The sequence below is a fragment of the Halovivax gelatinilyticus genome (genome assembly GCF_024300625.1).
Taxonomy (GTDB): domain Archaea; phylum Halobacteriota; class Halobacteria; order Halobacteriales; family Natrialbaceae; genus Halovivax; species Halovivax gelatinilyticus.
The window spans coordinates 97,242-119,376 of sequence record NZ_CP101322.1; the positions used below are offsets into that span (position 1 = coordinate 97,242).

Genomic DNA, 22,135 nt, shown 5'->3' on the forward strand with positions numbered 1-22,135 from the left:
CTACGTGAGCAGCCGTCTGACGATCGGTTCCGGGAGCACCTCGAACAGCCAGGCGACCAGTCGCCACCGGCGGGTGACGAAGACGTGCGATCGTCGCTTCTCGATCGCGGTAGCGATCTGGGCAGCAGCCGTCTCCGGCGAACTCATCCAGAACAGGGTCTCGCCCATCGCCATCTCGGTGTCGACGAACCCGGGTTCGACCGTCGTGATCGTCACGTTCGTCGGCCGCGTCTCCTGTCGCGTGCGCAACCCCTCGAGGTATCGCGAGACGTACGCCTTCGAGGCGTTGTACGTCGGTGCACCGGGATTACCGAAGCGCGCCGCTACGGAGGAAATTCCGACGAGATGGCCGTCGTACCGGCGGTTCGACCCGTCGGTCGGCGCTTCGGCGCGGGTTTCGAAGTAGGCCATCGCCGCCGACGCGATCGCCGTAAAGCCGCGGACGTTCACCGCGACCGTCTCGCTCGCCGGTTCCCATTCCAGGGATCGATTTAGTTCGCCAACGCCAGCGCTGACGACGACGAGGTCGACCCGCCCCATTCGTTCGGCCAGGGCGAAGAAGGTCTCCCGGGCCGAGTCGGTTTCGGTCACGTCCATCGTGGCCACGTGCGCCGTCGTCGGGATTTCGGAGGCGATCTCGTTCAGACGGTCGGTCCGCCGGGCCGCCAATCCGACGTCGTATCCCCGCTCGGCGAGCGTTCGAACGAGCGCTTCGCCGATCCCCGATGACGCCCCGACGACGATCGCACCGCGAGTCATGGATTGCGATTGGACGACCAGCGACAAAATTGGTTCGACGCGGCGGTCGACCGGTGACGGGAGACACGCACCAACGGAAATACTGACGACGGTGGGGGCGTAGATGAAGCTATGGACTGCAGCGAAGGCGATTGCGATCGGCCGGCCGTCGTCGAACTCCACATTCCGTGGGACGACAACCGGTTCGTCTGTGCCGCCCACGGCCGCGTTCTCGGCCGCCAGGACGGCGTCGTCGCGGATCCGAAACCGGACGCGGGAGAAGACTTACTCGGGTGAGCGATCAGGGGTGGGTGAAGTACGTCACCGTCTCGTCGGCCTCGTGGGCGTCGATTCTGGCGAATCCGACCCGGACGAACTGAACGACCTCGTCGGTCGGGAGCGACCCGACGCCGGGTTCCGCGTGCCCCGTGACGTCGCCCTCCGGCGTCCGCATCGTCACCGGCGCGTTCTCCTCGGCTGGCACCCAGTGAACGACGTCGACGTCGTCCTCCCGGACCACCTCGATGTCCGCTCCCGTGTACTGTAACGTATCACGCGTGTACTGGAAACAGCCCAGCCCTTTGAGCCAGACGCGTTCCTGTCGATCCGGGACGTCCGCCGGTTCGAGTCTGACGGCGTCGCCGACCGGGATCTCGCGGACGCCCCGGTCGTGGTCCGGGTGTACCGGGGGAGTCGCCTCTCCGGGCGGGCTGCCGCCAAGGGGTAGTTCGGTCCCGTCGCGAACGAAAAAGCGCCGGTCACTCTCGTCGTCGATCAGTTCGCGGTTGTTCGCGTAGATCGTACTCATCGCGAGATCGACGTCGCTCGTCGACGTGCCGAGACCGATCATGGCTTCGGTGATCGCCTCTCCGCGGATTCCTCGCCGTCGGAGGCTGCCGATCGTCGGCGCGCGCGGATCGTCCCAGCCGTCCAGCTCGCCGTCGTCGATCAGTTCCTTGATCGAGGAGGTGCTCATCGGAACGTCGTACGCGTCGAGCTGGACGTGGCCCCAGTGGACCACCTCGGGGTACTCCCAGTCGAAGTAGTCGTAGACGAACCGCTGGCGCTTGGCCGAGTCCTGAAGGTCGATCCCGCGGATGATGTGTGTCACCCCGAGTAGGTGATCGTCGATTCCAGACTGGAAATCGAGCATCGGCCAGCATCGGTACTCGCTCGCTTCCTCCCGCGGGTGCGGCGTATCGACCATGCGGAAAGCGACCCAGTCTCGAAGCGCCGGGTTCTTGTGCTCGATATCGGTTCTGATCCGGAGGACGATCTCGCCGCTCTCGTAGGCTCCCTCGACCATCTCCTCGAACTCCTCGCTGACGGTTTCCGGGTCCTTCTCGCGGTGGGGGCACGCCTCGGCGCTGTTTTTCAGCTCGCTAAACTCTTCTCCCGGACAGGTACACGTGTAGGCCCCGCCGAGATCGATCAGCTCCCGAGCGTGGTCGTAGTACGTCTCGACGCGGTCGCTCGCCCGGAAGACGTCGTCCGGTTCGAATCCGAGATACTCGACGTCTTCGAGGATCGCATCGTAAGCGTCGAGGTCCGGTCGCTTGGTCTCCGGGTCGGTATCGTCGAACCGAACGCAGAACCAGCCGTCGTACCGATCCCGGTAGGTGCCGATGACAGCCGGCATGCGCGCGTGCCCGACGTGCCACGGCCCGTTGGGATTCGGCGCACACCGCATCCGAACCTCGTCGTAGTCGTCGGCGTTCGGCAGTTCCGGAAGGGTGTGTTCGTCGCCCTCGTCTTCGGCCTGGATCTCGGCCAGTTCCTCGGGGGCGAGTTCCTCGATTCTCGCCCGACGGTCGGCAGGATCGAGCCCGTTGACCTCGGACACAACCGGTCCGACGATTCCCGGAATCTCCCCGCCGTGCGGTCGAAACTCCGGGTTCTCTCCCATGAGCGGGCCCATGATCGCCCCGACGTCCGCCTCGCTATCGTGCTTGACCGCGTTCAAGAGCGCGTGCTTTTCGGCCTCACGCTCGACCCGGTCGCGTACCTCGTCGTCCATCGGGTGGACGTTCTCGGGCGCCGGTCAAAACATCCGCGGATCCGATCGGCACCGACGAGACGACCTCGGTCGACCCGAACGCGAGCGATAGATCAGAACAGCCCTCAGTAGCCCCGTTCGACGAGGTAGTACGCCAGCTCGCGGAGGAGCGAGCGAGCCTCGTTATCGGGGAGGACGTCGAGCCGTTCGGTTCCCTGAGAGACGAGGTCACGGGCTGTCTGCCGGGCGTACTCGATACTCCCGACCGCTTCCAGTTCGGCCACCGCGGCGTCGATCTCCGCTTCCGTCACCGCGTCGACGTCGTCGGTGTCGACGAGCGAGTCGACGTCGACGCCCTGTTCGCGGGCGTGGACCGTTATCAGCGTCTGCTTGTTCTCGACGAGATCGCTGCCTCGCTGTTTGCCGAGCGTCTCGCTCGGGACCGTCAAATCGAGAACGTCGTCGTGGATCTGAAAGCCACGACCGATGTCGAGCCCGTAGCCGTAGAGGGCGTCGATCGTCTCGTCGTCGGCACCGAGTAGTACGGCGGGAAGCGCGGCCGAAGCCGCGTAAAGAACCGCCGTCTTCTGCTCTACCATCTCCAGGTACTCTGCGGTCGTGACCGCGTCGCGCTCTTCGAACTGGACGTCGAGCGATTGTCCCTCACAGATCTGCGTGCAGGTGTTCGCGAGGACGTCGAGGGCGCGAACCGTCCGGTCGGTCGTCGCGCCCGTCTCGAGCATGATCTCGAACGCCTTCGAGTAGAGCGTATCGCCTGCCAGGATCGCCGTTTCGAGATCGTACTCCCGGTGAACGGCCGGTACGCCCCGTCGGAGGTCGTCGTCGTCCATGATGTCGTCGTGGATCAGCGTGAACGACTGAATCACCTCGACGCTGACGCCCGCCGCGAGGACGTCGACCGGCCCGCTTCCATCCGGCGCGGGAAACGTACGGTAGGGCTGTGAGAGCGGATCGACGTCGGCGAGCGCCTCTGCGACGACCAGCAGAACCGACGGGCGAAGGCGTTTTCCACCGGCGTCGAGCAGGTATCGCGACGCCTCGTAGAGCCGTTCCGGTTTGCGAATCGGCAGTTCGTCCGGAATCGCCTCGTTCACCAGTTCGCGTCGCTCGCGAACCGCTTCGAGCACCGTCTCTTCGCGTGCCTCTTGGGTCGTCATCTCACTCGACCAGTTTGATCAGGTTGCCGTTTCGCGAGACGTGAACGTCGCGACCCATCTTGTACCCCTCGTTCTCACAGAGATTTACGTAGCCCGACAGGCCTTTCAGGTCCTGGTGGGCCGGGATAACGTTCTGGGGCTGGAGCGCATCCAGCATCTGGTAGTGACCCTCCTGGTTCAGGTGACCGGAGACGTGGATGTCGTCGTAGATGCGCGCCCCCTGCATGCCGAGCAGCTTCTCCGCCTGATAGCGCTGTCCCTCGTTCGTCGGCTCCGGGATAACTCGCGCGGAGAAGACGACTTTGTCGCCGTCGTCCAGTTCGTACGGCGTCTCGCCGCGAGCCATCCGGGTCAACATCGCCCGCGGTTCGCCCTGGTGGCCCGTAACGACCGGCAAGAAGTTCTCCTTGCCCTCGTTCATGATGCGTTTGAACGTGCGGTCGACGGACTTTCGGTGGCCGAACATACCGAGATCCGACGGGAAGTCGACGAAATCGAGGCGCTCTGCCGTCCCGGAGTACTTCTCCATCGACCGACCGAGGAGGACCGGCTGTCGGCCGATGTCTTCGGCGAACTCGACGAGCGAGGTAACCCGCGAAATGTGACTCGAGAAGGTCGTCGCGACGATGCCGCCGTCGTAGTCTTCCATGCTGTAGAGGACGTCTCGCAGGTGCTCGCGCGCGACGCTCTCCGAGGGAGTTCGTCCCTTCTTGTTCGCGTTAGTACAGTCTTCGATGTAACAGAGGACGCCCTCGTCTTCGCGACCGATTTCGCGAAAGCGCTCCATGTCGATCGGGTCGCCGATAACTGGCGAGTGATCCATGCGCTTGTCGAGTCCGTAGACGATCGCCCCTTCCGGCGTGTGGAGGACTGGGTTGATGGCGTCGATGATCGAGTGAGTGACGTTGACGAATTCGAGTTCGACCCCGTGATCGCCGATCGTCATCGACTCGCCGGGATCCATCTTGATCAGGTCGTTTTCGACGCCGAACTTCTGTTCGCCCTCGATCTGCTGTTTGACGAGTTCGATCGTAAACGGCGTCGCGACGACGGGCGCGTTGTACCGGTGAGCCAGCTTCGAGATCGCGCCGATGTGGTCTAAGTGACCGTGCGTCGGGACGATCGCCTGAACGTCACCCTCCAGGTCGGACATGACCCGGTCGTCGGGAATTGCGCCCATGTCGATCAGATCGAGACTGTGCATTCGCTCGGTCTCGACGTTGTCGTGGATCAGAACCTGCGAGAGGTTCAGTCCCATGTCGAAAATGACCACGTCGTTACCCGCGCGGACGGCAGTCATCTGCCGTCCAACTTCCTCGTAACCGCCTATCGTTGCAATTTCTATTTCCATAGGGTTGTCACCGAGAGCCTCGATGTGATGGGCTCTCGTCGTAACGGTCCGCGGACTCCCGGTTCCTACGGCCTCGACGTTGCCGCGCGTCGGCCATCCCGCTATGCGTTCGCCGACCGAGGTCAGCGCCCAGGTCGACGAGAACGCACTTGCCCGCGGGTCTCGCTACCTTCACCTACACAGCCATCCCGTATAAACTCCGCGGGTTGAGACGACCCATCACACGAAGTCAGACTCCAGAGAGCGGTTGATCGACGGTATTGAACCCGCTCCGGGACGAATCGCTTCCCATCGGAGCCTATCTACGCTTCGACACTCGCCACAGTAACTCGACAAGCGTTCTACACTCTCCGCCAGACCCTGAGTACCGTTCGACACCCGGCAGCTCCTTCGCCGGATAAAATTCTACGAGCGTGCTATTATCCACGGCAAAATTTGTACCGGTACAGTTTCGTCAGACAGTTGTTGACGGACAGATCAAGAATAGCAAACTACCTAACGCTCCGTCTAAAACACGCTGTCAATGACCAAAGAGCTGGAGCGTGACCTGGGTTTTTTCGCCGTCGTCGCGATCAGCATGGGCGCGATGATCGGCAGCGGTATCTTCATCCTGCCGGGACTGGCCATGGCCGAAACCGGCCCGTCGGTAATTCTGGCGTTCGTTATCGCCGCGATACTCGTCGTCCCGGCGGCGGTTTCGATCGCCGAACTCGGCACGGCGATGCCCGAAGCCGGCGGCGATTACGTCTTCATCGAACGGGGTATGGGACCGGCGATGGGAACGATCGCCGGACTTGGGACCTGGCTTATGTTGATGCTCAAAGGGGCGCTCGCCCTCTACGGCGGTATGTTCTACATCAACTACATCTACCAGCTGCCGACGTACACGCTCGGACTTCCGATGCTCGAGGCGTCGCTTTCGATACCCGGGCTGCGAGCGCTCGCCATCACGCTCGCAATCGTTCTGATCGCCGTCAATTTAATCGGCGTCAAACAGACCGGCGGCCTCCAGCTCGTGATGGTGATCGTCATGCTCGTCATCCTCGCCGCCTTCGTCGTCGCGTCGATCGTTCAGGTCGAGAGCACGAGTTACGAGCCATTCTTCGAAGAAGGGTGGGGCGGACTCATGGGTGCAACCGCGATGGTCCTCGTCTCCTACGCCGGGGTGACCAAGGTCGCCGCCGTCGCCGAAGAGATCGAAAACCCCGGACGGAACCTCCCGCTCGGGCTGTTGACCTCGCTCATCGTGACGAGCTTTCTCTACGCCCTGCTCGTGTTCGTCCTCGTCGGCGTCATCGAGGGCGACCAGTTGATGGGATCGGAAGAACCCATGGCGCTCGCGACCGACGTCCTCTTTAACGACTTTCTCTTCGTCCTCGCGATCGTTTTCGCGGCCATGCTCGCGCTGTTAAGCACGGCGAACGCGGGCATCCTCACCGCGTCCCGATACCCGCTCGCGCTCAGCCGAGACGACCTCTTTCTCGACCGGTTCGAGTACATTCACCCGCGGTTTAACACCCCGACCGTCGCCATCGTGACGACCGGCGCCGTGATGGTCCTCGTGATCGCGACGATGCCGGTCGACGAGATCGCGAAAGCCGCCGGCGCGTTCCAGATTCTCGTCTACATCCTCGTCTGCGGGGCGCTGATCGCCTTTCGCGAACGGGACCTGGAGTGGTACGATCCCGACTTTTTCACACCGGGCTATCCGTGGGTCCAGCTGTTCGGTATCGCCTCTGGGATATACATCATGACCCACATGGACTTCCTGCCGATAGCGGGAGCCGTCGGGCTCACCATCTTCGGCTTCGCGTGGTACTACGTCTACGCGAAGGAGAACGTCGACCGCGAGGGGGCCGCGGTCGGGCTGGCCAGGCGCGAAGCCGGAAAACGGTTCGTCCGTGACACGGAGGCCGAACTCGACCGAGACACCTACGAGGTGCTGATCGCGATCCGACGCGACGTCAACCGGGAGAGCGAAGACGCCTTACTGCGACTCGCCTCGCCCATCGTCAGGAGCCGCGGCGGACGCATACGGGTCGTTCGCTTCGACGAAGTCCCCGACCAGATACCGCTCGACGCTGCGGCGGCCGAAACCACCGAAGCCGACGTCGCGTTCGAGCAACGGACGGACGAACTCGTCCGCGATCTCGACGTCCCCGTCGAGGTCGGGGAGATCGTCAGCCACGACACCCCACACGCCGTCGTCAACTTTGCCGAACGAACCGAGGCCGACCTGATTCTCGCTCGCCAGGAGGTGACGAGCCGGCTCGAAACGCTCCTGGGGCGCGACACCGACTGGATCATGGAACACGCCCCGTGCGACGTCGTCTTCGTCCAGAACGAACGGCCGGAACCGATCGACGAGATCGCCGTCGTCACCGATCGAAGTCCGTTCAACGACCCGCTCAAAGTCGAACTCGCCGACGCGGTGGCCCGAGGACTCGACGCCAAACTCAGGTTCCTGTTCGCGGTCGACGAGTCAGCGCCCGACGATCTGGTCGAGACGGTCGAAGCGTACCACGCCGAGCTGGACGACCTCTGTACCGTCCCGGTCGAGAGTACGATCGTCCGGACGGACGACCCCATCGCCGGGCTCTCAGACGCGCTCGCCGAGTCCGACCTCGTGATGCTGAGCACCGTCACCCACCACCGGATTCCGGACCTGCTCGTCGAACAGCGCTCCGATCGCCTCGCCGCGGCGTTAGAACAGCCCTCCTTGCTCGTACACTCGAAGCAGACGCGACGCGGATCGTTCCTTCGTCCGATTCTCGACCGCCTGCTATTCGACTGAACGGCGTCAGTCCACCGTCGTTCCGACGGATTCGCCCCGCAAAAACGATTCGAGCCCGTCGAGATCGAAAATCGTCGCCGGACGCTCGAGGTCGAGTAAGGTCCGAACCTTTCCCGCCATTCCACCGCTGACGTCGGTCGCGTCGCTCCCACCGACGACGTTCGCGACGGCTTCGAACGAGTCGATGCGTTCGATGACGGCGTCCGATTCGTCCAGCACGCCAGGGACCGACGAACAGAGTCCGACCCGCTCTGCGCCGACGGCGTCGGCCAGTTCGACGACCAGTTCGTCACCACTCAACACGGTCACGCCTGCCGATTCGTGGGCGACCAGATCGCCGTGAACGACGGGAACGAACCCCTCGCAGAGCAGGGTCGACACGGATCCGCTCGGAAGCGAGAGGGCTCCGGTCCGATCCCGGTGAGCGAGCGAGAACGGGTGAACCGGAACCGCAGGTACCCCTCTCGCTCGAAGCCAACGGACGACAGATTCGTTCAACGCACACATCGCACCGTGTATCGCGGCGACCGCCTCGACGTCGTGACGGCCCTCCGTCGTGCTCACTCCGAACTCGTTCGCGTGATGGTGGCCGAAGCTGCCACCACCGTGGACCACGATCAACCGACCCACCGCCGACGAATCGAGGGCTTCGGCGATGGCGTCCGACGCCCGGTCGAGCGCCGCCTCGTCTACCGTCTCCGGCTCCGACTTTCGCGTGATCACGCTCCCGCCGAGTTTGACGACGACCGTCATTCGAGCCGACGCACCCCCTCTTCGGCCATCTCCGCGCGGAAAACCTCCTCACATCCAGGGAGGTACCGGAGAGCCGTTTCCGTTTCGGGCGTCGGATCGAGCGCGACGATACACCCGCCGCCACCGGCGCCGGTCAACTTCGCTCCGTGGGCGCCGGCCTCCCTGGCGGCCCACACCATGCTGTCGAGCGATCGCGACGAGACGCCGAGCGCCGAGAGCAATCCGTGTGTAAAATTCATCAACCGTCCCAGTTCCTCTACATCCGCGTTTTCGAGTGCGGTCTCCCCTCGCCTCACGATGTCGCCGATCGACGAAACGGTCTCGGCGGCGAAGTCGTACTCAGATCGGAGCGATCGAACGCCGGCGACGAGCGCGCCCGTGTCTCCGGCGCCGCCGTCGAACCCGATGACGAGCGGGAGGTCGGGTGCCGTGATCGACTGACAGTCCGAACCTTCGACGCGAACCGCGCCGCCAGTCGCCGAACAGAACGTATCGGCGCGAGAGGCCTGGCCCTCCTGTACGTCGAGTTCCGTCTGGTACGCTCGCTCGGCGAGTTCGTCCGTCGAGAGGGTAACGCCCAGCTCGCGCGTCGCCGCGTCGATCGCCGCCACGACGACGGCCGCAGAGGATCCGAGGCCGGCCCCGAGCGGTATATCGCTCTCGATCGTCACGTCGAAACCCGCCTCGGATTCGCCCGTCACCTCACGAACCTGCTCGATCGCACCGTCGACGTACCCCATCGCGGCCTCAACCAGTTCGTTCGGGACGTCGATGTCCGGTCTGCCGTCGGTCCCGCCGCCATACTCGACGGTGAATCCGTCGAGACTCAGATCCTCGGCGCGGACGCGTAACTTCGAGTCCTCACGGCGCTCGACGTCCACCCGCGCCCGACGCTCGATCGCGCAGGGGACGGCCGGTTCGCCGTAAACCACCGCGTGCTCGCCGAAAAGGTAAATCTTCCCAGGTGCACTCGAACGAGTCATGTTCGGACGATTCGCCCGTCCGGGCTTAAGCGCTGTCGTCTCGGCCGGAAATCGCGCGAACCGATCTTAGAGGACGGCGAGTGCGAGCAGTCGGTACACCAGCCCCACGGCGAAGATTCCGATCAGGATTGCGGTCGCGAGGACGACAACGCGCGGAATGTATTCTTCGTCGAACGTAAACAGGAGATCTCCCATATCCCATCGTTGGATGGGCCGTACGTAACTGTTTCCCTGTCCGATCCGCTCGAGTTCGACCGACTCATCCGATGGTGGTAACGATCACGCGAGTACAGAACACGAGCAGCGAAAACGGTCAGTTCAAACGAGACTCTCGAAGTCGTCGAGCGCGTAGGTCGGCTCGGCACCGCGGCGGTCGAGCACCTCGTTCGCGAGGAGCCAGTAGACGACCGAAAGCGCCTTTCGCCCCTTGTTGTTCGTCGGGACGACGAGGTCGACGTTCCCAGTCTGGTTGTTCGAGTCACACATCGCGATGACCGGAATGCCGACCGTGATCGCTTCCTTGACGGCCTGTGCGTCGCCGATCGGGTCGGTGACGACCACGACGTCGGGCTCGATGTAGCCATCGTACTTCGGGTTGGTCAGCGTTCCCGGGATGAATCGACCGGTTCGAGCGCGCGCGCCGACCGCTTCGGCGAACTTCTCGGCCGGGAACCGCCCGTACTGACGGCTCGAGGTGACGAGAATCTGTTCGGGCGCGTAGTTCGCGAGGAAGTTCGCGGCCGTTCTGATTCGACCGTCGGTCTTCGAGACGTCCAGGACGTACAGCCCGTCCGTACGAACACGGTGGATGAACCGGTCCATATCGGCGGTCTTCTGCTGGGTCCCGATGTGAACACCGGCGCCGAGGTAATCCTCGACGGGAATGAGCAGATCGGCTTCCTCGTCGCTCATGACGTCGTCGTCGAGGGTCGGTCCGGCATCGTCGGCTGGTTCAGCCTCGGCGTCAGCCTCGGCGGATTGTTCGTCTACGGGCTCGACGTCCGTTGCGGGATCGGCCGCTGGGCCAGCCCCCTCGGCCGGCTCCTCGTCGATCTCCGCCTCGGCGGCGTCGAGTCCTTCCTGTGGCGTGTCGTTTTCTGTCATATCGCGTCGTCTTCGATTCGAATCAGCTCGTTGAGCTTGGCGGTTCGCTCGCCCCCGACGGCGCCCGTCTTGATAAACGGTACAGCCGTCGCCACGGCGAGGTGTGCGATCGTCGTATCTTCGGTCTCGCCCGACCGGTGTGAAACGACCGACTCGTATCCGTTTGCGGTCGCGAGTTCGATCGCGTCGAACGCATCGGTGAGCGTTCCGATCTGGTTCGGCTTGATCAGGATACTGTTCGCCGCACCGCGGTCGATCCCATCGCGAAGGCGATCGACGTTAGTGACGAACAGGTCGTCTCCGCAGACGAGCGTCCGGTCGCCGACCCTGTCGGTCAGTTCGGCGTAGCCGTCGAAGTCGTTCTCGTCGAGTGGATCTTCAACGTAGACGAGTTCGTGCTCGTCGACGAGATCCACCACGTAGTCGACCTGCTCGTCGGTCGATCGGGTCGTCTCGCGGTAGACGTACTCGTCGGCGTCCGCGTCGTAGAGTTCGGATGCCGCGACGTCGAGACCGAATCCGATCTCGAACCCGACTTCGTCTTCGACCCGGCTTACGGCCTCGTCGACGACGTCGAAGGCCTCGGCGTCGGTGATCGACGGCGCCCACGCGCCCTCGTCACCCTTCGCCGCCGCAACGTCCCGCTCGTCGAGGATGTCGGCAACCGCCGCGTGAACGGCCGCGTTGGCGAAGATCGCATCGGCGACGCTCGGTGCGCCAACCGGTGCGGCGAGAAACTCCTGGATGTCCGTCGCGTCGGCGGCGTGTTCGCCGCCGCCGACGACGTTTCCGAGCGGCGTCGGGAACGACGCCCCGCGAAACGTTCCGCCCAGGTGCTGAAAGAGCGGCGCGCCGAGGACGTCGGCGCCGGCTTTCGCCGCGGCCATCGAAATGGCGACGGCGCTGTTGGCGCCGATCTCGGAGAAGTTCTCGGTCCCATCCGCCGCCCGCAACGCCGCGTCGACGTCGCGCTGGTTACCGGCGAAGACCTCGCCGACGAGCCGCGGAACCGCACGCTCTCTGGCCGCCGCGATGGCGTCACCCGCCGGCCGTTCGATCGCTTCGTACTCGCCGGTACTCGCACCCGACGGCGCCGCCGCCCGGCCGAAACCTCCGCTCTCGGTGAGGACGTCAGCCTCGACCGTGGGGTTACCGCGCGAATCGAGGATCTCGCGGAGCCGGACGTCGGTGATCAGCGTCATGTCTGTCTGGACCCTCGGTTGATCGTAAACGGCAAGACCCCGGCGTCGAACTCCTCGGCCGCGATGAGGATCGGCTGGGTCCGGTCGGTCTCGATCAACACCGGCGCTCCGTACGATACCTGAAGTGCCCGTGCACCCAGGATTCGAGCCTTCTCGTACCGATTGTATCGTTCCTGTTGCATGATTACTGATACGGTGAGACGACGTCGACGAGGTCGGTGTGCGAGACCAGCATCCGCCGACAGCAGTAGCGGTCGACGCCCAGCTCGTCTAAGACGACAGCTGGGTCCTCGTCACCGTCGCGAGCGCGTTCTTCGAACTCCTCCCAGTGTTCGGCGACGACCGAGCCGCACGTGAAACACCGGACTGGAACCATCATACTTGTATCACCTTAGCGGTACGATTTCTGGTAGCGAGCCCGCGCACCGGGGCCGCCCCACTTTTTGGGTTCGGACTGGCGAACGTCGTTCACCAGCAGCGATCGATCGAACGACATGTACGCATCGCGCAGTTCCGCGTCGTTCGTGTGCTGAACGATTCCTCGTGCGATGGCCGTCCGGACGGCGTCGGCCTGTCCGCTGATACCGCCACCCTCGACGCGAACGTCGATGTCGATTCCGTCGCGCAGCTCGTCGCCGGCGATCCGGAACGGTTCGAGCATCTTCAGCCGCGACATCTCCGGTTCGATCAGTTCGACCGGCTGTGCGTTGATTCGGACCCGGCCCTCGCCATCGCGTACGGTCGCGCGGGCGACGGCTGTCTTCTTCTTTCCGCTCGTATTCGTTACCATGTGACGTTAGCACCTAGTTGTTCGGACACTTCGCCCAGGTGGACGAAGCGGATGTTCGACAATCGATCCAGCGACGTCCCGTCGAGGACTTCCGGCTCCCGGTCGTCATCCCCGTCGTAGGGATTGCCGACGTAGACGCGGACGCCCTCGAACGCGTCGCGACCACGTTGCGTCTTGTACGGAAGCATGCCCCGGACGGCCCGTTTCAGGATCATGTCGGGTCGCTTGGGATAATTCGGACCCCGGTCGGACCCGAGCTGAGCCCGCGTCCGGTAGGTCTCGAATACGTCTTCTTTGTCCCCGGTGATGACGGCACCCTCGGCGTTGACGATGGCGATCCGCTCGCCGTCGAGGGCGCGCTGGGCTACCTGACTCGAGACGCGCCCGAGAATGCAATCGCGTGCGTCGACGACGAGGTCGGCGTCGAATTCGGCGACGCTCATGCGATCACCCGCACGTTCGATCCCTCGGGGTTCTCTTCGAGCAGTTGCTCGATCGGTACGTACTCACCGACCTGGTCTATCTTCGTCGCAGCCGACGACGACGCGTCGACGGCCGCCACGGTGACGTTCTTTCTGAGTCGTCCGCTTCCCAGCACCTTGCCGGGAACGATGACGGTCTCTTCTTCGCGAGCGTAGCGCTCGATCCGCCCCAGGTTCACCTCCGCGTGGTTCGATCGGGGCTTTTCGAGGCGGTCTGCAACGTCGTGCCAGATGTCTGCGTCACGCGAACGAGACGCGGACTTCAACTCGGCGATGAGGTTGGTGAGCCTCGGATTGGTCTTCGTACTCATTGATATCCTCCAGTAATCTGTCGTGTTCGATTTCGCACCGCAATCTGCCAGAAGTGATGCAGGGAGCAGGATTTGAACCTGCGGACTCCTACGAGACAGCGCCCTGAACGCTGCGCCGTTGGCCTGACTTGGCTATCCCTGCGTGCACTCCTGTCTACCCGCCACCCCTTCAAACCGCTTTCGATCCCGGCGGAAATCTGACCGACCTCGCAAGTCACGGCGTCAGTCTGTCCCGGCCGAATAGTGGTGTGGCGAGTCATGTGTCTCTCTTATAGCTGTACCGCTTCTTCGAGTTCGGCGGCTCGCTCGTCGATCGAGTCGGCGGCACGGCCGACGAGTTCTTCGACGGAGAACGATCCGTCCGTCTCCACGTGGAAGACGAAGGCGTTCGGAACGTCTTCGATCGTCACCGACTTGCCCGGATAGCGTTCGTTCAGATCGTGGTCGAACTCGCTCGTCTCGATTAGTTCACCGTCGTCTTCGATGACGCCGCGGATGACCCGTCGTTCGGGTTCCTCGAACTCCGGAAGGTCGCCGTCGACCGTCACTCGCTGTAGGTGCCGGTAGCCGACCGCGACACCGCCCTGGTGTTTCGCGTGATTCTTTCCGCGATCGTAGGTGGCGTCCGCTTCGGCTTCCAGACGCTGTCCGTCTTTCAGGTGAATAATCGGGACGTTCTCCTCGGCCGGACGAACCAGATCGGGTTCGCTCGAGACGAGATCGCCCGAGTACGCCGTTCCCGGCCCCTCGACGTCGATCGAGAGCGTGACCACGTCGTCGTCACCGAACTCTTCGGGCGACGGCGTCGTCAGGGGAACGAGCCCCAGACGAAGCGACAGTTGCTCGTCGAACATCACCGAAGAGTTTTCGACGAACCGAACGGTGTCGATCGCCAGCGTCGGCACGTCGGCGACCATCGCGCGACGGATGCCGTTGGCGAACGCGGGAGTCACCCCGCGTACGAGAAAGCGAGCCTCGCGTTCACCGCGGTCGACGAACTCGACGTCGTAGTCGGCTGTCATCGGTTAGAACCCGCCTTTGCCTTTTGGTGCACGCGATCCGTCGTGCGGAATCGGCGTGACGTCTTCGATTCGACCGATTTCGATGCCCGAACGGGCGAGCGCTCGAATGGTCGCCTGTGCACCGGGACCGGGAGATTTCTGCAGGTTCCCGCCCGGGCCGCGGACGCGAACGTGCAGTCCGCTGATACCGGCGGCCTTGACCTCCTCGGCCACGGCTTCCGCCATCTGCATCGCGGCGTACGGCGAGGCCTCGTCGCGGTTCTGCTTGACCGCCGTCCCGCCGCTGGATTTAGCGATCGTCTCCGCGCCCGTGAGATCGGTCACGGTCATGATGGTGTTGTTGAACGATGCGTGTACGTGGGCGACGCCCCACTTATCGTCGTCTTGACTCATGATTTACTGTCCCTCCGCGCGTTCTGGGTGGAGTTCGTCCGCCAGCGGACTCGTCTCGTCGAACCCGATGAGATCTTCTTCGTCGACGTCGACGACGTACGACGGCACGCGGTGACGGCGTTCGCCGACGACGACGTGACCGTGCGTGATGAACTGCCTCGCCTGGAACGGCGAGTTCGCCAGGCCTTTCCGATAGACGACGGTCTGGAGGCGACGTTCGAGGACGTCTTCGATCTCGAGTCCCAGCACGTCGCCGAGTCCGCCCTCCTCGTCGAGGACACCGACTCGCTTGAGTCGGCCGAGAAACTCCTGCGTTCGACGCTGAACGACGGGATCGTCCTGCGCCTGTGCGAGCAGGTCTCGGGACTCGCGTCGGTACGAGCGAAGCTCGGACTGAGCCCGCCAGAGCTCCTCTTTGTTCGAGAGGCCGTACCGATCGAGCAGCGAGTGCTCGGTGGCGATTCGCTCGCCCTGGTACGGGTGGTTCGGCGTCTCGTAGTGCTTGGTGTCGGTTCCGAGCGCCATTATTCGTCAGCCTCCGCCTCTTCGGCTGCTTCTTCACGGATCTGTTCGACGTTGACGCCGATCGTCCCTTCGGTTCGACCGGTCGACTTCGTTCGCTGTCCGCGAACCTTCTGGCCGCGCTTGTGGCGAGCACCCTTGTAGGAGTTGATCATCTTCATACGGTTGATGTCCTGTTGACGGGTGAGTTCGAGATCGTTACCGATCTCGTGTCTCGTCTCGCCGGTGTAGTAGTCTCCCGGCCGGTTAGTGAGCCAGTCGGGGAGGTCGTCGGCCAGTCCCTCGACGATCGAGACGACTTCGTCGATCGTCTCCTCGTCGAGTGCACCGAACGTCGCCGTACGGTCGACGCCGGCTTCGTTCGCGACGAGTCGAGCGGTTCGTCGCCCGACTCCCTTGAGCTCGGACAGCGATCGCTCGACGGATTTCGTCCCGTCGAGGTCGGTCTGTCCGATCCGAACGAAGTACTGGATGTCTTCGTCAGCTTCGGTTTCTTCTGGTGTTTCCTCGCTCATGTATCGTGTGTCTGTCTGTCGTCGCTGCCGGAAACGGCTACGCCGGTCCGACAGCGTGTTCTGTGTGGTGCGGACGTCGTGGCGGGGATTCGAACCCCGGAGGCTTGACGCCACATGGTTAGCAACCATGCGCCTTGGGCCTGCTTGGCTACCACGACCCGTTCGTCTATGTTCGCCCGTGTGGACTCGGGAGCCGAACCCCCTGCAGCGTATCGTACCCGAAAATACACCCCGTCGGGTACATAAGGGCAACGAAACGATCGGGCCGCACAGGACCGAGCCACCGGGAGAAATCAGCCGCAGAACGGGAGACCGCCTGTCTCAGACACGACGGTGAGCCGACCCTGACATCCTGATCGGACGAAACTGCGTCGCCAGCATCCGAAATTCGGTTCGTCTGACCCTGGACGGCACCAGGATTCGTGAACACCGATCAACTCCACTAACTCGACCCGATGCTGGACGACCCTACCGAAACGGAAATAAGTATGCTCTGTCCAGTGACACGTGAACACGGTCGGGTTCAGTGATCAACTCACGCATGATAACCAGATCGACACTCCTGCGGGCCACGGCGGCGCTCGTGGGTATCGTCTCCATCGCCGTGGTCGCATCGACCCTCCCGGAGGTTCTCGAAACGACGAACGGCGGCGGAGGGGTCGACGGACCGGACGGATCGACCGACGGTTCGGCGGGCGATCGCGCTCCATCGGATCCCGGCGCCGCCTGGATTCTACGACTGTTTCTCATCTCGTTCATGGTGATTCTCATCGGTGCGACGATCGCGTTTCTCCTCTTCGAACGACGCCACCTTCTCGAGTATGCAGCGAGGCTCGCCGCCCTGTCGCTTCTGATCCTGGCATTCGTAGTCGTCGCCGTCGTCGCGATGGATGTAGCCGACCTCACACCCCCGATGGAGAACGAATCCGCGGGCGAAGAGGGACTCGGCCCCGGCGAAGGTGGAGACGACGAGGGGCCGGGCGACGGTGAGTCGGGAGACTCCACGACGTTCGGAACGATGGAGATACTGCTCGTCGGTATCGCGTTGCTCGCGGCGGTCGCACTCGGCTACCTCTACGTACGGTACCGCAGCGACGAAGAGGCGAGCACCGCGGGTGACATCGATCGCTCGACGACCGAAACCGTCCGTGCCGTCGCCGGAGACGCCGCCGACCGAATCGAGGGTGGCGAAGGAGCGCCAGTCGAGAACGAGGTCTACCGCGCATGGCGGGAGATGACGACCCTGCTCGACGTCGACAACCCGGCGACGAGCACGCCCGGAGAGTTCGCCGACGCCGCCGTTGATGCCGGCCTCGATACGGCCGACGTCCGGGAACTGACAGAACTGTTCGAATCGGTTAGATACGGCCCAGCACGCGCATCGTCGATGGAGGAGCGACGGGCCGTCGAGATCCTAAGAAACATCGAATCGGCGTACTCGGCCGTCACAGAATCCGAATCAGCCGCCGCTTCCACCCGAACGGGACAACCGGTAACATCGACGCAAATGGATCACGACACTCGAACCGCTTCGGACGAAACGGCCGGATCGAACAACGACACCGAACGTCGAGGTGACGGCGCGTGAGTCTCGTCGTCAAACGCTACGCGTACGTAATCGCGCTCGCGGCAGGTGCGGTCGGTATCCTGATCGCCACGGGATTGTACGCGTTCGAGGCGTCGACAGTTCTTCTCTCGATGCTCGGGGCCATCGCGCTCGGTAGCGCCATCCTCGGGCTGTCGTGGACCACGAGACGTCCGGTAATTCCGTCCACACCCACCCCCGAACAGCGTGTTTCGTCCGCGGTACCGGAAACGGAGCCATCGGAGGCGTTCAACGAGTTCGACGGCTCGATCCTCACCGACGACGATCCGGCCTACAGACGGTGGCGCGGGCTGCGGGTCGTCGCGTACGAGTTCCTCTCTCGATACACGAGCGCCGACGATGAGCACGCGATTCGCCAGCTAGACGACGGAACGTGGACTGACGACACCACCGCCTCACGATACCTCTCGAAACCCCCGGATAGCGAGTCGTCGAACCGCCGGACGAAGAACCGATCACAACCGACGGGTGGCGACGACGTCGTCCGTCGGACCGTACGGGCGATCGCATCCACGTATACCCAGCGGACGACGGGCGTGACCGAACGCCAACGGGACGATGTCGCCTCAGATCCGAGCGAACGGGAACACGTCGACGAAGCGGAGACGCGAACCACGTCCCGAACGCCGGATCGAGCGACCTCGCTGGCGCGCATCGAAACCGGCCACTGGTGGGGCGTCGGAACGATCGCACTCGGGATGGTCGGTATCGGTGCGCTGGCCGAAGTCCCCGGCCTTCTGCTCGCGGGAACCGTCGGTATCGGCTACGCCGGATTCGCTAGGTCGACGTCGCTCCCCGACCCGGAGCTCGAGATCGAACGGACAGTCGATCCGGAGACGCCGGAGCCCGGTGAAACGGTCACCGTCGAGACCACCCTCACGAACGTCGGTGAGACGACGCTGCTCGACGTGAAGTGTATCGACGGAGTCCCGGGTGCGTTACAGGTCGTCGATGGCCGCTGTCGGGTCGGAACGGTCATCCGACCGGGCCAATCGGTGACGATGACCTACACCGTCGAGGCGAGACCCGGCAATCACGCGTTCGACCCCGCCGTGGTGATCGTCGGTGACGCGTCCAGGTCGGCAGAACGAAGCGTTCTGGTGCCCGAATCGACGACGATCACGTGCTCTCCTCGATTAGAATCCACTCGTTCGGCGATTCCGCTCAGACTCTCGCCGATCCGGCGCGCCGGACACCTGACGACGACCGACGGTGGATCCGGCACGGACTTTCACTCGATTCGAGAGTACCAGAACGGCGATCCGATCAATCGCATCGACTGGAATCGACACGCGCGAACCGGCGAACTCGCGACGATCCAGTTTCACACCGAACAGGCCACGCGGGTGCTTCTCGTCGTCGATTCACGCCTCGAGGCCTACGTTGGCCCGTCCGAGACGGCGATCCACGCGGTCGATCGGTCCGTCGAGGCCGCCGGGAAAATCGCCGCGAGTCTCCTCGACGACGGAGACGCCGTCGGATTGACGGCGATCGGTCCGACGACCCGTTCGCGAGTCGAAGCGAGTGAAAGTAACGAGTTCATCGAGAACACGTGCTGGATTCCGCCGGCGTCCGGCCCCGACCACCGCCTCTCGATCAGAAAGGCGTTGACCACACACCAGCAGTTCTCGACGGTCCCCGCCCCTGACACCCGCATGTGGATCACCCAGCTCGGACAGCTCAGGCGACACCTGAGCGGCGAAACCCAGGTGATCCTCTTTACGCCGCTCACCGACTTCGGATCGGTACTCATCGCTCGCCGCTTTGCCTCCAGGGGCCACCCGGTGACCGTCATCAGTCCCGATCCGACGGCGACGCGAACTGCCACGGAAGAACTGGCGTGGCTGTGTCGAACGCTTCGACGGGATACGCTCCACCGAAACGGCATCCCGGTCCTCGACTGGTCGTACGACGAACGGATCGATACGCTCTTAGAACGATACGCGAATCGAGGTGTCGTCCGATGAGCCGCGTAACCCGCCGACCGACGCGAATCGCCGGTGGGGTCTCGCTCGTCGCCGGCCTCGGGATCGTCGTGAGTACGATCGTCGAGCCGGTACCCGCGACGATCGTTTCGGTCGTCGGTCTGGCGCTCATCGCGACGGCGCTCTCGATCGGTTCGCGCCGAGTGCTCGATCTGGGCGCCTTCGTCGGGTTGGTCGGCGTTTCCATTGGCGCGCTCTCGGCGCCGGTCGTCTGGCCGCTCGTCGGAACGGTGTCGGTGATCGTCGCGTGGGACCTCGGCGGCGTCGCGATCAGGCTCGGCGAGCAGCTCGGTCGCGAGGCGGAGACCGCTCGGCTCGAACTCTGGTACGTCCTTTCGAGTACGGCCGTCGGCGCTGGCACGGCTGCGCTCGCGTACGGCGTCTACCGCTACACCGAGTACGGGATCGGACTCGACGCCCTCGTGATGATTCTCCTTGCCGGCGTCGGCGCCATCCTGGCACTCGGCGCCAGGTTCGAGTGGAACGAATCGGCCGTCAGAAATCGTCTCTAACGCGTGAACGGGCTCAGTCCGACGCGACGGTATCGACGTACTCGTCGTTTACTTCCCACGATCCGTCCGCCGTTCTGACCATGTACTCGCCGTAGAACGGAACGCGGTTCGCGACGACCTCGCGAAACGCCTCGCGGATCTCGCCCTTGCTCATCTCGCCCATCGGTCGGAGGTCGTCGTTGCGGTTGAGACAGCCTTTCAGGTAGCCGTCGTGAGTCACTCGAACGCGATGACAGTTGGCACAGAACGTCGGGTTTTCGACCGGATCGACGATCTCGACCATCCCGGCCGGCCCGTCGACGGCGTCCGGTGTGCGGTCTGACGCCGCGGGTGACGGACACTCGCCGTCCGCCTCGATCCAGTAGCGCGTCCGGTCGTGCATCTCTCGCTGTTCGACGACCCTCGCCTGATCGGCGAGCCAGCGGTGAACGCGCTCGATATCGATCGCCCACTCCGGATTCCCCGTCAGTTCGGGCATGTACTCGATGAGTTGTAACTGCAGACCCGGATTCGCCGCGACGTGATCGACCATCTCCGGGACGTATCCGGCCGTGTGAGAGAAGACGACCATGTTTAGCTTGACCGGATCGAGGCCCGCATCTAGGGCCGCTTCGACACCGTCAAGGACCGCATCGTAGGCGCCGCTCTTCGTAATACGGGCGAAGGCGTCGGGATCGAGCGCGTCCTGTGAGATGTTAACCCGCTCGAGACCCGCTTCGACGAGTTCCTCGGCGCGGCCCGGCAGAAACGTCCCGTTCGTCGTCATCGAGACGGCCAGTTCGTCGGGCGTCCGCGCGATGATCTCCGCTAAATCTGAGCGGAGCATAGGTTCACCACCAGTGAACTTCACCGAATCGATATCGAATTCGGTCACGACCTCGAGAAATCGGACCACGTCGTCCGTGTTCATCTCTTCATCCTGGGGATCCATCGGCCCCCGCGTGTCGCCGAGACCCTCGTTGTGACAGTAGACGCAGTCGAAGTTACACCGGTCGGTGAGCGAGATCCGGACCCCGGTCACCTCGCGCCCGAACTCGTCGGTGAGCATGACGGGAGATATCTGGCGGTCGTGCTTAAGTTCGACCGATTCGAGCCCCCGATAGTAACCGAATGTGGTTTCATCACGTTACAGATTGCGATCGGCCAGCTCGGTGAACGCTCACGTCGGGCTGAAGACCACTCATTTGGCTGGAGGACGTTGGAAGGGTGTATGGGCACCACCGCCGAACTCGTGATTCCGGCGAGCGAGTTCGCCCTCGCCCGAACGCTCGACGAAATCGGGTCGCTCGACGTCTCGGTCGAGCCCGTCGTCGCGACGGACCCCGGTCAGCTGATGCCGTACGTTCGGTTTCGAGGTCCGACAGCGGAGATCGAACGAGTCGACGAAATCATTGCGGACGATCCGACCGTAACGAGGGCGACGTTGCTAGCCAATAGCGAGGAGGAGTCCCGATATCGCATTCAGTGGGACGATTCAGTGACCGAGACGGTTCGCGTACTGACGGGCGAAAACGCCTCGATCCTCGGCGCGAGCGCCAGCGATGCCCACTGGCACCTGCGAGTGCTCGTCCCCGAACGCGACGAGCTCTCACGGACCTACGAAACCGCGACCGAAGCGGGGATCACCGTCGATCTCGCCCGGGTACACGAGATCGAAACCGACGAGCGAAGTCGGTACGGGCTCACCGACGCGCAGTACGAGACCCTCGTCGAGGCGCTCGTCAACGGCTACTACGAGATCCCTCGCACGGTCGATATGGAGGCGCTCGCCGAGCACCTGGATATCTCTCACCAGGCGCTTTCCGAGCGGCTTCGACGAGCCCACCGGCGCCTGGTGACGGAGGCGTTAGACGTAGAACGCGACGTCGAGGAGTTCGAGTGAGCCGAGCGCGTCGGCG

25 protein-coding genes and 2 tRNA genes are annotated in these 22,135 nt (G+C 63.7%); 6 read left to right on the forward strand and 21 right to left on the reverse strand.

Annotated features, from left to right (window positions below; all coding sequences use genetic code 11):
* Complete coding sequence (locus NKH31_RS00350) at positions 1-759, reverse strand: SDR family NAD(P)-dependent oxidoreductase (RefSeq protein WP_254863147.1); 759 nt, start codon at positions 757-759, stop codon at positions 1-3.
* A 111-nt stretch (positions 760-870) separates the two neighbouring features.
* Between NKH31_RS00350 and NKH31_RS00355 the strand changes: the two genes are divergently transcribed.
* Positions 871-1,035 carry a DUF8014 family protein gene (locus tag NKH31_RS00355; RefSeq protein WP_254863148.1) on the forward strand — a complete coding sequence of 55 codons (165 nt, stop codon included), beginning with the start codon at positions 871-873 and terminating at the stop codon, positions 1,033-1,035.
* 4 nt (positions 1,036-1,039) lie between these two features.
* Here NKH31_RS00355 and NKH31_RS00360 read toward each other — a convergent pair whose 3' ends face one another.
* The 3 genes from NKH31_RS00360 to NKH31_RS00370 all read right to left on the reverse strand — a co-directional run bounded on the left by NKH31_RS00360 (position 1,040) and on the right by NKH31_RS00370 (position 5,263).
* A complete protein-coding gene (locus NKH31_RS00360) occupies positions 1,040-2,755 on the reverse strand; it encodes a glutamate--tRNA ligase (RefSeq protein ID WP_254863149.1) in 1,716 nt (571 codons plus the stop codon).
* Positions 2,756-2,859: 104 nt separating this feature from the next.
* A complete protein-coding gene (idsA3, locus tag NKH31_RS00365; RefSeq protein WP_254863150.1) occupies positions 2,860-3,912 on the reverse strand; it encodes a geranylfarnesyl diphosphate synthase in 1,053 nt (350 codons plus the stop codon).
* 1 nt (position 3,913) lies between these two features.
* Positions 3,914-5,263 carry a ribonuclease J gene (locus NKH31_RS00370; protein WP_254863151.1) on the reverse strand — a complete coding sequence of 450 codons (1,350 nt, stop codon included), beginning with the start codon at positions 5,261-5,263 and terminating at the stop codon, positions 3,914-3,916.
* 523 nt (positions 5,264-5,786) lie between these two features.
* Between NKH31_RS00370 and NKH31_RS00375 the strand changes: the two genes are divergently transcribed.
* Positions 5,787-8,057, forward strand: coding sequence for an amino acid permease (locus NKH31_RS00375; RefSeq protein ID WP_254863152.1), 2,271 nt, complete (start codon positions 5,787-5,789; stop codon positions 8,055-8,057).
* Between the two features lie 6 nt (positions 8,058-8,063).
* Here the strand turns inward: NKH31_RS00375 and NKH31_RS00380 are convergent, their stop codons facing one another.
* The 16 genes from NKH31_RS00380 to NKH31_RS00450 form a co-directional block, all read right to left on the reverse strand.
* Entirely contained in the window at positions 8,064-8,810 is a 747-nt protein-coding gene (locus tag NKH31_RS00380) for an isopentenyl phosphate kinase (RefSeq protein WP_254863153.1), read from the reverse strand.
* The gene (mvk, locus tag NKH31_RS00385; protein ID WP_254863154.1) at positions 8,807-9,793 is read right to left on the reverse strand and encodes a mevalonate kinase; all 987 of its coding nucleotides are present in this window, start codon (positions 9,791-9,793) and stop codon (positions 8,807-8,809) included. The genes NKH31_RS00380 and mvk overlap by 4 nt, the downstream gene beginning before the upstream one ends.
* Before the next feature lie 66 nt (positions 9,794-9,859).
* A complete protein-coding gene (locus tag NKH31_RS17650) occupies positions 9,860-9,988 on the reverse strand; it encodes a hypothetical protein (RefSeq protein ID WP_256547904.1) in 129 nt (42 codons plus the stop codon).
* 123 nt (positions 9,989-10,111) lie between these two features.
* A complete protein-coding gene (rpsB, locus tag NKH31_RS00390; RefSeq protein ID WP_254863155.1) occupies positions 10,112-10,897 on the reverse strand; it encodes a 30S ribosomal protein S2 in 786 nt (261 codons plus the stop codon).
* Entirely contained in the window at positions 10,894-12,099 is a 1,206-nt protein-coding gene (gene eno, locus NKH31_RS00395) for a phosphopyruvate hydratase (protein WP_254863156.1), read from the reverse strand. The genes rpsB and eno overlap by 4 nt, the downstream gene beginning before the upstream one ends.
* On the reverse strand, positions 12,096-12,281 hold the full coding sequence (locus tag NKH31_RS00400; RefSeq protein WP_254863157.1) for a DNA-directed RNA polymerase subunit K: 186 nt from the start codon (positions 12,279-12,281) through the stop codon (positions 12,096-12,098). Before NKH31_RS00400 ends, eno begins: the two co-directional genes overlap by 4 nt.
* A 2-nt stretch (positions 12,282-12,283) precedes the next feature.
* Positions 12,284-12,478 carry a DNA-directed RNA polymerase subunit N gene (locus NKH31_RS00405; RefSeq protein WP_254863158.1) on the reverse strand — a complete coding sequence of 65 codons (195 nt, stop codon included), beginning with the start codon at positions 12,476-12,478 and terminating at the stop codon, positions 12,284-12,286.
* Positions 12,479-12,490: 12 nt separating this feature from the next.
* A complete protein-coding gene (locus NKH31_RS00410) occupies positions 12,491-12,889 on the reverse strand; it encodes a 30S ribosomal protein S9 (protein WP_254863159.1) in 399 nt (132 codons plus the stop codon).
* Complete coding sequence (locus NKH31_RS00415) at positions 12,883-13,332, reverse strand: 50S ribosomal protein L13 (RefSeq protein ID WP_254863160.1); 450 nt, start codon at positions 13,330-13,332, stop codon at positions 12,883-12,885. Before NKH31_RS00415 ends, NKH31_RS00410 begins: the two co-directional genes overlap by 7 nt.
* Positions 13,329-13,682 carry a 50S ribosomal protein L18e gene (locus NKH31_RS00420; protein WP_254863161.1) on the reverse strand — a complete coding sequence of 118 codons (354 nt, stop codon included), beginning with the start codon at positions 13,680-13,682 and terminating at the stop codon, positions 13,329-13,331. Before NKH31_RS00420 ends, NKH31_RS00415 begins: the two co-directional genes overlap by 4 nt.
* Positions 13,683-13,739: 57 nt before the next feature.
* Positions 13,740-13,824 (reverse strand) — tRNA-Leu (locus NKH31_RS00425).
* A 127-nt stretch (positions 13,825-13,951) separates the two neighbouring features.
* A complete protein-coding gene (locus NKH31_RS00430; protein ID WP_254863162.1) occupies positions 13,952-14,704 on the reverse strand; it encodes a DNA-directed RNA polymerase subunit D in 753 nt (250 codons plus the stop codon).
* A 3-nt stretch (positions 14,705-14,707) separates the two neighbouring features.
* Complete coding sequence (locus NKH31_RS00435; RefSeq protein WP_254863163.1) at positions 14,708-15,097, reverse strand: 30S ribosomal protein S11; 390 nt, start codon at positions 15,095-15,097, stop codon at positions 14,708-14,710.
* Positions 15,098-15,100: 3 nt separating this feature from the next.
* On the reverse strand, positions 15,101-15,622 hold the full coding sequence (locus NKH31_RS00440) for a 30S ribosomal protein S4 (protein WP_254863164.1): 522 nt from the start codon (positions 15,620-15,622) through the stop codon (positions 15,101-15,103).
* Positions 15,622-16,134 carry a 30S ribosomal protein S13 gene (locus tag NKH31_RS00445; RefSeq protein ID WP_254863165.1) on the reverse strand — a complete coding sequence of 171 codons (513 nt, stop codon included), beginning with the start codon at positions 16,132-16,134 and terminating at the stop codon, positions 15,622-15,624. The genes NKH31_RS00440 and NKH31_RS00445 overlap by 1 nt, the downstream gene beginning before the upstream one ends.
* 74 nt (positions 16,135-16,208) lie before the next feature.
* Positions 16,209-16,292, reverse strand: a tRNA-Ser gene (locus NKH31_RS00450).
* A 383-nt stretch (positions 16,293-16,675) separates the two neighbouring features.
* Between NKH31_RS00450 and NKH31_RS00455 the strand changes: the two genes are divergently transcribed.
* The 3 genes from NKH31_RS00455 to NKH31_RS00465 are packed head-to-tail and all read left to right on the forward strand — an operon-like array spanning position 16,676 to position 20,237.
* On the forward strand, positions 16,676-17,722 hold the full coding sequence (locus NKH31_RS00455; RefSeq protein WP_254863166.1) for a DUF4129 domain-containing protein: 1,047 nt from the start codon (positions 16,676-16,678) through the stop codon (positions 17,720-17,722).
* The gene (locus NKH31_RS00460; RefSeq protein WP_254863167.1) at positions 17,719-19,707 is read left to right on the forward strand and encodes a DUF58 domain-containing protein; all 1,989 of its coding nucleotides are present in this window, start codon (positions 17,719-17,721) and stop codon (positions 19,705-19,707) included. The genes NKH31_RS00455 and NKH31_RS00460 overlap by 4 nt, the downstream gene beginning before the upstream one ends.
* A complete protein-coding gene (locus NKH31_RS00465; RefSeq protein WP_254863168.1) occupies positions 19,704-20,237 on the forward strand; it encodes a DUF7519 family protein in 534 nt (177 codons plus the stop codon). The genes NKH31_RS00460 and NKH31_RS00465 overlap by 4 nt, the downstream gene beginning before the upstream one ends.
* A 13-nt stretch (positions 20,238-20,250) precedes the next feature.
* Here NKH31_RS00465 and moaA read toward each other — a convergent pair whose 3' ends face one another.
* Positions 20,251-21,285, reverse strand: a complete 1,035-nt coding sequence (gene moaA / locus NKH31_RS00470) for a GTP 3',8-cyclase MoaA (RefSeq protein WP_254863169.1) — start codon at positions 21,283-21,285, stop codon at positions 20,251-20,253.
* Between the two features lie 162 nt (positions 21,286-21,447).
* Here moaA and NKH31_RS00475 point away from each other — a divergent pair, with 162 nt between their 5' ends.
* Positions 21,448-22,119, forward strand: a complete 672-nt coding sequence (locus tag NKH31_RS00475; protein ID WP_254863170.1) for a helix-turn-helix domain-containing protein — start codon at positions 21,448-21,450, stop codon at positions 22,117-22,119.
* Positions 22,120-22,135 lie beyond the last annotated feature (16 nt).